At 35.3% G+C, this 896-nt stretch carries 1 protein-coding gene; it reads left to right on the top strand.

The genetic code is table 11. The features are described from left to right. The first annotated feature begins 282 nt into the window (after positions 1-282). On the top strand, positions 283-510 hold the full coding sequence (locus CK503_RS15910) for a hypothetical protein (protein ID WP_095607817.1): 228 nt from the start codon (positions 283-285) through the stop codon (positions 508-510). Positions 511-896: the final 386 nt, after the last annotated feature.

The following is an 896-nucleotide window of genomic DNA, read 5'->3' as shown; positions in this document are numbered from 1 at the left end:
TGTCCTATTGGGACTGTGTTTTCGTGGTAATTGTACTTCCTTTCTTAATGCTAATTTTACCGTTTGTGTTGGCTTTAGTCTTTGGTATGGCCTATTTGTTAATCTTTAATCCTCAATAATTTTACCTAACCCGCGCATTAAGGGGACACGCCTCGCCAGGTCTTGCCACTTTCTGGCTTTTTAACTCTTCGTTCATTATTTAATAAATCAACATTCATTCACGTGCACCTTATGCGCAATGTCGTTATACAAAGTAAATTCTAACAAGAGTTTCATCTAAGCATGCTAAATAAAATTCAAGATCGACCACTTTGGTATAAAATTTGGGCTATCATAGTTGGTATTGCAGCACTTTACACCTTAATTATATTTGTTGGTGTACTATTTGAAGAATCTTTTGCCCACATTTCAGCTACAGATTACCTGTTAGTTGCTTTCGTGCAATTTTCAGTTTTGCTCGAAATGTATCTTTTCCCAAAGACTGAAAATGAAAAGGCGAACCAAAATTAAATTAGCTTATTTCAACAATTAATAACTTTGTATAACCCGCGCATTAAGTGGGACGTGCCTCGCCGTTGGCTGCAAGTTTCAATTTAGCCAGTACCGTAGTACATTTTAAAATAATTTCAACGCAACTTTGCACGCCCCTTATGCGCAATGTCGTTAGGTAAAATTTGATTTAGTAACTCAAGAGGAAAATTTTTTAATTATTTTACTATCTCCATGAAGACATTTTTTCAAAGGAATTTCTCCTATATCATGGAGAATAAAAAGAAAGTCCTACCCCAAGTATTTATCTTTTACTTCATACTTGCGTTTGGGTATCTAACGATTTTTTTACCAGTGAATATCTGGACTACTGTGAATTTTTTCACTGTCGGCCCACTTTTCATATG

This window comes from Fodinibius salipaludis (genome assembly GCF_002287075.1).
Lineage (GTDB): Bacteria > Bacteroidota > Rhodothermia > Balneolales > Balneolaceae > Fodinibius > Fodinibius salipaludis.
Note: the sequence above shows the minus strand (reverse complement) of the source record. Positions and strands in the feature narration are given on the sequence as shown.

Excerpts from the sequence above, each read along its gene's own strand:
- CK503_RS15910 (WP_095607817.1), top strand. The coding sequence starts at position 283 with ATGCTAAATAAAATTCAAGATCGACCACTTTGGTATAAAATTTGGGCT.